The organism is Halanaerobium kushneri (assembly GCF_900156285.1).
In the GTDB taxonomy this organism is placed as follows: domain Bacteria; phylum Bacillota; class Halanaerobiia; order Halanaerobiales; family Halanaerobiaceae; genus Halanaerobium; species Halanaerobium kushneri.
Genome location: NZ_FTNC01000043.1, coordinates 1 through 11043, shown reverse-complemented (window position 1 = coordinate 11043; position 11043 = coordinate 1). Strand labels below are relative to the sequence as shown.

The following is an 11043-nucleotide window of genomic DNA, read 5'->3' as shown; positions in this document are numbered from 1 at the left end:
ATTTAATGATTTACACAGGAACAGTTAAGTGGTTTGATGGGAAAAAAGGTTTTGGATTTATTGAAAGAGAAGACGGAGACGACGTGTTCGCACACTTCTCAGCAATTCAGGAAGACGGTTTCAAAAACCTTGAAGAAGGTCAGGAAGTAGAATTCGAAATCGTAGAAGGCGACCGCGGCCCACAAGCTGCTAATATCGTTAAGTTATAAAGCATATAAAAGTTTTATAATCAAGAATTGTAAGCCCTGATTACTTTTTTAAGTGGTCAGGGTTTTTCTATTAGCTAGCAAAGAAATCATATAAATATTTTATATTTTTTTAAATAATTAAGTCAAATTAAGCAGTAAAAAATAAGGAAGTTAAATTTAACTTTATAAGAGAAAGGGTTTTTAGTTTGGATAAAAGAGAAATAATAAATTTGGCGGTTATTGCTCATGTTGATGCTGGGAAATCAACGCTGGTTGATGCTTTTTTAAATCAAAGTGGAGTTTTTAGAGAAAACGAAGAAGTTGTGGACTGTATAATGGACAGCAATGATCTTGAGCGTGAGCGTGGAATAACAATTTATTCTAAAAACTGTGCCATTGAGCATAATGGTGTCAAAATAAATATTGTGGATACTCCCGGTCATGCTGATTTTTCTTCAGAGGTGGAGCGGGTTATCAAGGCAGTGGATTCGGCCATTTTAATTGTAGATGCTTCTGAAGGTCCAATGCCTCAGACCAGATTTGTGCTCAAAAAATCTCTGGAAAAAGGTATTAAGCCGATTGTTTTCATTAATAAGATTGATAAAAATAATCAGCGAGCCGAAGAGGTTCATGATGAGATAATTGATCTTTTTATTGAACTATCAGCAGATGACGATCAGTTAGAATTTCCTGTGATTTATGGAATCGCAGTTGAAGGCAAGGCTTTCTATGAACTTGATCATGAGAGTGATAATTTAGATCCGCTTTTTGAAACAATTATTGATAGTGTAGATTCCTATCCAGATTTAGATCAGGAGCCACTTCAGATGCAGGTTTATGATCTGGCCTATGATGATTATCTAGGAAGAATTGGTATTGGTCGTGTTTATAGTGGTACCATTAAAGATGGACAGCAGGTTGAAGTTTCCAAAAGGGATGGTTCAATTGAAAAAGGGAAAATAACCAAACTTTCAGTTTATGAGGGGTTAAATCAGAATGCTATTGATAAAGCCCGCAGTGGAGAAATTGTTTCTATTGCAGGTATTCCGGATATCTCAATTGGAGAGACAGTCTGTGATCCCGGCAAAGTTGATCCACTGCCGATGATTGAAATCGCTGAGCCAACTCTGGCTATGTATTTTTTGGTAAATGATTCTCCTTTTGCCGGCCTGGAAGGTGAGTATCTAACTACCCGTCATCTTAAAGCAAGGCTGGAAAGAGAATTAGAGGTTAATGTTGGTCTTAGAGTTGAAAAGGCTGAAAACACAGAGGCTTTTAAAGTTTCCGGTCGGGGAGAACTGCATCTTTCAATTCTACTGGAAAATATGCGTCGTGAAGGCTATGAGCTTTCTGTTTCTAAACCGGAAGTATTAATGAAAGAAATTGACGGAAAAAAACATGAACCAGTAGAAAAAGTAATGGTTGAGCTGCCGGAAAAATATTCTGGAACTGTAATTAACAAATTGAATCAGCGCAAAGGTCTTATGCAGTCCATGCTGCCAGAAGGAGATTATGTTCATTTAGAGTATTTAGTTCCAACCAGAGGTTTAATTGGTTTCAGAAGTGAATTTATCAATGATACCAGTGGGGAAGGTACTCTTATTCGTTCTTTTGACAGTTATGAGCCTTTTAAAGGTGAAGTTCCCAGACGAAAAAACGGAGTTTTAGTTTCTAATCAGCAGGGAACTGCTATGGGATATGCACTTTCTAATCTGGAAGCCAGAGGAGAAATGTTTATTGAACCAGGTACAAAAGTTTACGAAGGTATGATTATTGGTCTGCACAGTCGGGACAATGATCTGGCGGTAAATGCCTGTAAAAATAAGAAGCTGACAAATGTTAGAGCTTCTGGTTCTGATGATTCAATTAACCTGGCACCACCTAAAAAGTTTACTTTAGAGCAGGCTTTAGAGTTTATTGAAGATGATGAACTGGTGGAAATTACTCCAGCGGTAATTAGATTGCGCAAGAAAATTTTAAATGAAAAAATGAGACTTAGAAACAGTAAATCTAAATAAAATAATTAATTTTGCGGCCGGAAATAATTCTGGCCGTTTTTTTGATTAAAATAACAAATAATATTAAAAATCCACTTAAACTATTAAAATTAAGTTAAATTTTAACTTAATTTGTTTTAAAAAGCAGGAAAAAAACTTTTTAAACAGAATGATATATAGTAAGAGGAAGTATTCTGCTTTACTGAAATTTATCAGTAATTGTTCTTGACAGAACTGAATCTAGAATGCTATACTATTAACAGTAATGATTATTAATAATTGGAGGTATGTAAAAATGGTTAAAAATGATCAGACAGCTCAAAATTTACGTTCTGCTTATGCTGGAGAAAGTATGGCTTATCAACGCTACATAGCATGGGGAGAGAAAGCTAAAGAAGAAGGATTTGAAAATGTCGCTTTGCTTTTTAAAGCTATTGCAAATGCTGAGCAGGTTCACGCTGGAAATCACTTTAGAGCTCATGAAAATAAAGATGGTGGCTTTTTAGTTGCCGGTGGCGGAGAATTTGGTTATGGCAGTACTTCCGAAAATCTTGTTGGTGCTATTGCTGGTGAAGAAGGCGAAATTGAGCAGATGTATCCTGCTTATAGTCTGGTTGCTAAAGAACAGGGAGAATCTGATGCAGTTCGCTCATTCCACTATTCTTTAGAGGCTGAACAGATCCATGCAAAGTTATATAGAGAAGCCAAAGAACATGTTGATAAAGGTGAAGACATTGAATTAGAATATGTAAGTATCTGTCAGGTTTGTGGACATACAGTAGTTGATGGTGTACCAGAAAAATGTCCTGTTTGTGGAGAACCCAGTTCCAAGTTCCGTAAGTTTACTAAGTAATTAATTGTTAAGTCAATAAAGTTTTCTAACTCACTTTAATTATCTATAAAGTAAGTTTAGATTATTAAGAATTACTAAAATTATAAGGAGGAATTTTAAATGGGTTACTATGATCTCAAGAAATTAGAAAATACTGGAGAAGACAAGACAGCTTTGGAGAAGAAACATGTTCCTTACATTCAGTGTCCTGATAAAGTTAAAAAAGGTGAATATTTTGATGTGAAAGTTACTTTTGGTAAGGAAATCACTCATCCAATGGGAACTGATCACTATATTCAGTATTTTGATCTTTATGCTAATTATGCAAGTCTGGCCAGAGTAGATTTTACACCAGATATGAAAGCAGAAGCAACATTAACTGTTAAATTAGAAGAATCCTGTGATTTAAATGTATATGCATTCTGTAATTTACACGGTCACTGGGAAGGTTCCAAATCAATCGAAGTTGTTGAATAAATAATAAATACAAATAGTATAAATAAGTACTTAATTACCGCCCCTTGTGGGCGGTTTTTTTCGTTAATAGGTAAATTTTTAAAAAAGATATTTACAAAAAGAGATTTATCTGTTATAATTTATTTAAACAATAATTTACTTAATTAAATAATTATTTAAAAAATGGAGGTGCTCAAAATAGAAAAGTTAACTGACAGAGAAAAAGAAGTATTCGAACTAATAAAAAAAGATGCCACTATTAGCAGAGAAGCAATTGCCGAAAAGCTTGCTATTTCGGAATCAGCAGTGGGAACTTATATCCATCATTTAAGTAATAAAGGTTATCTTCTGGGTAGAGGGTATATTACTGCACCAGAAGAAAAAATTGTGGTTGTTGGGGGAGCTAATCTGGATATAAAAGGTTACAGTCCTAATTATATTAAAGGAAGTTCCAGTCCAGGCTGGATAGAAGAAAGCTCCGGAGGAGTTGGCCGCAACATTGCAGAGGACATGGCACTTTTGGGACAGGAAGTAGTCTTGCTTACAGCAATCAGTAATGATCATTTTGGCCAAAAATTAAGAGAAGAGACGAAAGATTCAGGGGTTGATATTTCACACTTTAAGATATCCACTGCTCAGGAGCATAAAACAGGAGTTTATCTGGCTCATCTTGATCAAGATGGGGATTTAATCGGAGCGGTTAATGATATGCGAATTTTGAAGGAAATAGACAGCAACTATTTACAGGATAAGAGAAAGATTATTGAAACTTCAGCAATGGTTATTTTTGATACTAATTTGGAAGAAAGCACAATTAGCTATCTTTTGGAACTTTGTTCAGCTAAGAAAATGATTAAAATAGCTGATGCTGTTTCGGTAGAAAAAGCACTCAAATTAAAAGACAAACTGATTAATCTTGATTATCTAAGAGGAAATCTTGATGAAATTGAGGTTGTGCTGGGTGTTGTTACAATGGAGGAAGCTGAACTGGCTCGAAAATTAAGCCTGAAAGATAGAATAGAACGAGTCCGAAATTTCTATAAACAAAATGCGGATTTGCCGGAGCTAATTATTAGTACCGGTAAGGATGGAGCTTATTATTTGAGTCATCAGGATGAAACGGTGAAATTGAAACATTTTCAGGCAGCTTCAATTAATATGGAAGAGATTGTCGAAACAACAGGTGCCGGAGATGCACTTACAGCCGGTCTGGCAGCAGGGATCATGAATAAGCTTTCTATCGATAAGGCTATAGAACTTGGGATTAAAGCTTCCGCATTGACGGTGAAATCAGAATTGACCTGTAATCCAGATCTGGCAGAGTTAATGTAATTATAAAGTTTTTTGGTTAAATTTATGAATTTAAAATTGGAGGTTAAATAATGAAGAATTTAGAAAAATACTTAGAAATTAAAGATGATGTTAAAGAAGCAATTGAAGCCGGTAAAGCTGTAGTAGCTTTAGAATCAACCATTATTGCTCATGGAATGCCTTATCCCAAAAACATTGAGACCGCGTTAGAGATTGAAGATATTATCAGGCAGAATGGAGCAGTTCCAGCGACAATAGGTATAATTGATGGTCAGATAAAAGTGGGGCTGACTAAAGAAGAAATCGAGTTTTTAGGAAAATCAGATGAAGTTGTGAAAGTTAGCAGAAGAGATTTTCCTGTAGTGCTGGCAGAAAAAAGACATGGTGCTACCACGGTTGCTGGAACAATGATTGCAGCCGATCTAGCAGGAATTAAAATCTTTGTAACTGGTGGTGTTGGTGGAGTTCACAGAGGAGCCGAAAAAACTTTTGATGTTTCAGCAGACTTAGAGGAATTAAAAAAGACTTCAGTCGCTGTAATTGCTGCAGGAGCAAAATCAATTCTTGACCTTGGTTTAACTCTGGAAAAGTTAGAAACCTTTGGTGTTCCTGTGCTCGGCTATCAAACTGCAGAATTACCTGCTTTTTACAGCCGCCACAGTGGTTATAACTGTGATTACCGCTTAGAGAACCCCGAGCATACAGCTGATATTTTAAAGGCGAAATGGGATCTGGGACTAGAGGGGGGAGTTTTAATTGCAAATCCAGTACCAGAGTCAGATGAGATTGAATACTCTGTAATCAACGAGAAAATTGAACAGGCTCTGGCTGAAGCTAAAGAAAATGAGATTAAAGGTAAGGAATTAACTCCATTTCTTTTAGACAGAATTAAAGAAATAACTGGCGGAAAAAGTCTGGAAACAAATATATCTCTGGTTAGAAATAACGCAGTAGTAGGCGCCCAAATTGCCAGAGCATTTGCAAATAAAATCTAGTAAAATAAATATTATAAGTTAAGTGATATTACTATTTAAAACCACTGCGAGAGCGGTGGTTTTTCAATTTGTAATTAAATTGACATTAAACGAGTTAAATCAGATGATAAGATATAATTACAGGGTATATAAATAATAACTATTCTTGATTGATATACTTATATTATTGTGATAATATTAATTAAAAGATGCAGAGATGTCATAATCAGGAAGTGAAAAAAATGAGGAATTATATTATAAAAAGATTACTGCTTTTGATTCCTATAATTTTTATTGTAGCTGTAATTGCTTTTTTTATTACAAATTTGATGCCCGGTGATCCGGTTCGTGTTATATTAGGCAATATGGCAACAGAAACTGAAGTTGCAAGGGTAAAAGAGAGTCTTGGTTTAGATCAACCCTTAATTATGAGATTTTTTAGATGGCTGGCAAATATAATAAAAGGAGATTTTGGTGAATCACTGTATTTAAATGCTCCGGTTGCAAAAGTTTTGATTGAGCGGATGAGGCCCACCTTTTTAATTGCTATTCTGGCTGAAATACTGGGGATAAGTGTCGGTATTCTTCTGGGTATACTGGCAGCAGTCAACCACAGAAAAATTTTAGACCAATTTTCGATTACTGTTTCTCTTTTAGGAATTTCGATACCCAGCTTCTGGCTGGCTTTGATGTTAATGTTTGTCTTTTCTGTCAGATTGGGCTGGTTTCCTGTAAGCGGCTATGAACCTTTTATTGAGGTTGGATTTAGTAGTTTTCGCTATTTAATTTTACCTGCAATAACACTGGCCTTTATGCAGGCAGGCCTAATTGCAAGAATGACTAGAAGTGCCATGCTTGATACTCTCAAACAGGATTATATAAGGACAGCCAAAAGCAAAGGCTTATCAACTAAAATTATTGTTTTTAAACATGCTTTAAAAAATTCTATGCTGCCGGTAATTACTGTAATTGGTCATAACTTTGCAGTGTTGCTGGGAGGAACCTGGATTGTAGAGACTATTTTTGTGATACCCGGTACTGGTTTTATGGCGATAAATGCGATTATGCGACGAGACATACCTGTTATTCAGGCTTCGATTATCTTTGTAGCAGTTATTTATGTGATTTTGAATTTGTTTGTTGACTTAAGCTATGCTTTTTTAAACCCAAAAATTCGCTATCATTAAGGGGTAATAAATTGTTATTTTTAAAGAAATATAAAAGATATAAACATCCATATATCACAACCTCAATAATTATTCTGATTATTATTGCTTTTTTAAGTCTTTTTGCTCCTCTGCTGACAGACTATAATCCTGTTCGTAATGATGCTCGCAATCGACTTCAGCCACCTTCTTATCAGCATTTTCTGGGCACAGACCAGTTTGGTCGTGATGTTTTTACGCGTATTCTTTATGGAATTCGAACTTCGATGGAGGTTGGACTGGCAGTTGTGCTGCTAACAGTCATTTTTGGTGGGATTGTGGGAGTGATGGCAGGATATTATTCCCAAATAGATAAAATTGTAATGCGGATTCTGGATGCCTTGATGGCGTTTCCCGGAATTATTATCGCCATTTCGCTGGCAGCTATCTGGGGAGCTGGTAAATTAAATATTATCCTTGCCCTATCTTTTGCCTATTTTCCCAAGATGGCAAGAATAGTTCGGAGTGCTGTAATATCAATTAAAGATCTGGATTATGTTGATTCTGCCAGATCTGTAGGGGCAAAGGATTCAAGAATAATCTTTAAATATATATTAAAAAATTCGGCATCTCCAATCATGGTTCAGGCCACTTTTAATTTTGCTTTAGCCATTTTGGATGAGGCGGCATTGAGTTTTTTGGGGGTTGGTATTATGCCACCTGCTCCAAGTTTAGGAGCTATGGTTACAGATGCCAGGACATACATGGTAGTTGCGCCCTGGATGATACTTGCTCCAGGTATAATGATTATTTTAGCAGTTCTTTCCTTAAACTTACTGGGAGATGGACTGAGAGATTTGTTGGACCCACATTTAAAGAACACATTAAAAAAATAGAGGGGTGGAAAAATGAGGAGAAAAATAAAGATTACGGCTGTTGTTTTAATGACATTAGTTTTTTCACTGTTATTGAGCGGCAATGTTCTGGCTCAGGAAGAAGACCATTATGGTGGCACTCTTAATGCAGCGCTTCAGATGTCTGTAGCCCACCTGGATAGTGATAATTCAACTGATTCTCTGATTACAGCTATGATGAATCATGTATATGAAGGACTTTTTGAATTTGATGAAAATCTTAATTTAACTCCCCATCTGGCTGAAAGCTACCAGATAGGAGAAGATGGTCTTGTTTATGACGTTAAATTAAGAGAAAATGTGACAATGCACAATGGTCAGACGATGAATGCTGATGATGTAATTGCTTCTTTTAAAAGGTGGCTGGAGCTGAATAACGGTGGTCAGCTTGTTTCACCATATTTTGATAGGGTGGAAAAGATTGACCAATATAATATCCGTTTTAAATTTAAAGAGCCTTATGCTCCATTTTTGAATATTTTGGCTTCTCCAGTTTCTAATCAGAAGTTTGTTGTAAGAGCAGAAGAAGTTGTCAATGAATTTGGTTCTGATGTTATTGACCGCCATGTTGGTACTGGACCATATAAATATGAGGAATGGGTACCTGACCAGAAATTGGTCTTAACCCGATTTGAAGATTACAGTCCCAGTCCTCGGGAAGGTTCATTTTTTGCTGGTGAAAGAATTCCTTATTTAGATAAGATTGTATTTAATTTTATTCCTGATGCTCAGGTGAGAGTCTCTGGTGTACAGACAGGTCAGTTCCATTTTGCAGAGGAGGTTCCAAGAGATCAGTATTCTTTATTTGAAGCCAATCCTAATATAGATAATGTGATTATTTATCCGGATCGGATGTCAATGTTGATTTTTAATAATGCTAATCCACCTTTTGATAATAAATATGCGCGCCAGGCAATAGCATATGCACTCGATTTTGAAGAGTTGGGTTATGCTATGATTGGAAACCCTAAATTCTGGCGTTTAGAACCCGCCTTACATGAGGAAGGAAATCCCTGGCATGTTCCTGACGCTGGTAAAGGGATCTATGGAGTTTACGATCCTGAAAAAGCAAAAGAACTTCTTGACAGGGCAGGCTACGATGGAAGTCCAATAGTCATCTTAAGTGGTCAGGATAACGCTATGGAAAGACAGGGAGCAATTGCTATTCAGGATCAGCTTGAGAAGATTGGGGTAGAAGTTGAACTGCAGCTTTTTGATCGGCCCACTGTTGTAGAAAGAAGAGCTAAAAAAGAAGGCTGGCATATTCATCTATCTCCCTTTATTAAAATAGTTCCTGATCCCCAAATTCATCAGGGATGGACCGGTACAAACAAATGGATTAGCAATTGGGATAGCGAAGAATCACGAGAGATGGATCAGATTTTTGCAGAAATGCTGAAAGAAGTTGATCAGGAAAAGAGATATAAAATTGTAGAGCGAATGGAAGCAAAACTCTGGGATGCAGTTCCCTACTTTAATATTTTAGATTACAGCCGTCTGCATATTAAAAGAGCTGAACTCAAAAATTTCAAGGGCAGCTGGCAGCCGTTTTTCTGGAACACTTACCTGGAATAACTTTTCCAGTACTGGTAGCTATATATTAAAGTACAAAATGAATAAAAAAGCAGCAGTAAGAGGTCAATAAATTCCTCAAATCTGCTGCTTTTCTTACATAAAACGACATATTTTTGGTGGTACACAGTATCTGCATATTATTCAGCTTTGGGTATCTTATAATTTATTTTATTGAAAAAGTTTCCTAAAAGAATAGAACTAATAATAACCAGCGGAAGTGAGACACCAATTCTAATTGCTGTAAATTTGATGCCCAGAATTGATGCTTCCATAATACTCATCGGAATCATCACTAAAGAAGCTGCTGTAACATAGGTAAAGATTGAAGAATAATTTGCTCCTTTATGGTAGAGAGTATTAGCCACAGGAAAAGCAACAAAAGTTCCTCCAACTGTGGTGGCTGCCAGCAGTATAGCATAGATATATTTTTTAAAACCAGAAGTGTGACCAAAATTATTTTCAATACTTTCTCTGCTGACCCAGACATCAAATAAACCAATCAGGATAAATGCTGGGGGCAGAATAGAAACCATATCACGGGCGAAGATCATAAAATTTGCTCCAATTTTTTCACCTAAATTAAAATTCAAAAAATAAGAACCAGCAATAAAGGCTGCAAAAACAGCAAAAATATAGTAATTAACTTTATTATTTTTTTTCTTAGCCATTAGATTAACACCTCTCCATATAGTATTCCTGTAGCAACTGCAATTATAGCCGAAATTATGAATCCAGCAATATTACGCCATACTGTTGCTTTGATTCCAAAGTATTCTTTTTCCACGGGGTAAGTAGCAACTCCAACCAGCATTAATGTAGTAATGAAAGCAGCTACTACCATATAATTGACACCTCTTGAGACCAGTATTCCTGCAAGTGGGTAGGCAATAAAACCAGGCATCATAGTAATTGAGCCAATAATTAATCCCATAATTAGACCAACAAAAGGAGCCTGTCCTCCCAGGTAGTTGATAATAAATTGGTCTGAGATCAGTAATATAAAAGATAAAATAATTAATAATTTAAGATAAGTCCCCAGAATTTTTGAGAACTTTTTCCAGCCGATTTTTAAACCCTGGACTGTCTTTTGACGATCTGCAAAAAATGAAATCAATACTGCAATTCCTGCAATATAATAAAGTGTGTACATTTATTTCTCCTCCTTTACAATACCCTTATAGGGTATCACTATATTTATCATATGTTTAAAACAGCAGAAAAAAAGTAAAACAGATTACAATTTTTAAAATTATATCGCAAAAAATTGATATTTTATGAAGAAAGTATGAATTTTAGTCAGATAATTTGTTTGAACTGAATTAATGTATTATAATGAGCATTAGTAGGTGTTTGCAAAATAGGCAAAGAAAATAGTGAAAAACTGTAAGTGATGGGTTTAGTTCAATTTTTAGATTTAAAAAAATTGAATAAGGAAATGTTCTAATAAAATTAGACATGACAAAATGAACCTATGAATACAGGTTTTAAAAAAGATATTAAAAGATTTAAATTCTAAGCAATTAGTGATCTTAAAGATTTAATATTTTCTGGTTTACCCATTTTATCAGCTAAGATCAATGTTAAAAGCTGAGTGATTCCAGCTAGAAAAACATCTGCTTTAATACTCTTTAGGTTCTGAGTTTTTAGATTG

At 35.5% G+C, this 11043-nt stretch carries 11 protein-coding genes; 9 read left to right on the top strand and 2 right to left on the bottom strand.

Annotated features, from left to right (window positions below):
- Positions 1-8: 8 nt before the first annotated feature.
- From BW929_RS14800 to BW929_RS14760, 9 genes are all read left to right on the top strand, one after another.
- Positions 9-209: a cold-shock protein gene (locus BW929_RS14800; protein ID WP_202943528.1), complete on the top strand. Its 201-nt coding sequence runs from the start codon at positions 9-11 to the stop codon at positions 207-209.
- Between the two features lie 185 nt (positions 210-394).
- A complete protein-coding gene (typA, locus tag BW929_RS14795; RefSeq protein ID WP_076546241.1) occupies positions 395-2206 on the top strand; it encodes a translational GTPase TypA in 1812 nt (603 codons plus the stop codon).
- Positions 2207-2480: 274 nt separating this feature from the next.
- Positions 2481-3038: a rubrerythrin family protein gene (locus BW929_RS14790; RefSeq protein ID WP_076546240.1), complete on the top strand. Its 558-nt coding sequence runs from the start codon at positions 2481-2483 to the stop codon at positions 3036-3038.
- Between the two features lie 99 nt (positions 3039-3137).
- Positions 3138-3494 carry a class II SORL domain-containing protein gene (locus BW929_RS14785; RefSeq protein WP_076546239.1) on the top strand — a complete coding sequence of 119 codons (357 nt, stop codon included), beginning with the start codon at positions 3138-3140 and terminating at the stop codon, positions 3492-3494.
- Between the two features lie 162 nt (positions 3495-3656).
- The gene (locus tag BW929_RS14780; RefSeq protein ID WP_076546238.1) at positions 3657-4805 is read left to right on the top strand and encodes a PfkB family carbohydrate kinase; all 1149 of its coding nucleotides are present in this window, start codon (positions 3657-3659) and stop codon (positions 4803-4805) included.
- Between the two features lie 50 nt (positions 4806-4855).
- Complete coding sequence (locus BW929_RS14775) at positions 4856-5779, top strand: pseudouridine-5'-phosphate glycosidase (RefSeq protein WP_076546237.1); 924 nt, start codon at positions 4856-4858, stop codon at positions 5777-5779.
- A gap of 221 nt (positions 5780-6000) precedes the next feature.
- Entirely contained in the window at positions 6001-6945 is a 945-nt protein-coding gene (locus BW929_RS14770) for an ABC transporter permease (RefSeq protein WP_076546236.1), read from the top strand.
- 11 nt (positions 6946-6956) lie between these two features.
- Positions 6957-7799, top strand: coding sequence for an ABC transporter permease (locus tag BW929_RS14765; protein ID WP_076546235.1), 843 nt, complete (start codon positions 6957-6959; stop codon positions 7797-7799).
- 12 nt (positions 7800-7811) lie between these two features.
- On the top strand, positions 7812-9392 hold the full coding sequence (locus BW929_RS14760) for an ABC transporter substrate-binding protein (RefSeq protein WP_076546234.1): 1581 nt from the start codon (positions 7812-7814) through the stop codon (positions 9390-9392).
- 137 nt (positions 9393-9529) lie between these two features.
- Here the strand turns inward: BW929_RS14760 and BW929_RS14755 are convergent, their stop codons facing one another.
- Positions 9530-10060: a permease gene (locus tag BW929_RS14755; RefSeq protein ID WP_076546233.1), complete on the bottom strand. Its 531-nt coding sequence runs from the start codon at positions 10058-10060 to the stop codon at positions 9530-9532.
- Positions 10060-10542, bottom strand: coding sequence for a conserved protein, permease-related protein (locus BW929_RS14750; RefSeq protein ID WP_076546232.1), 483 nt, complete (start codon positions 10540-10542; stop codon positions 10060-10062). The genes BW929_RS14755 and BW929_RS14750 overlap by 1 nt, the downstream gene beginning before the upstream one ends.
- Positions 10543-11043: the final 501 nt, after the last annotated feature.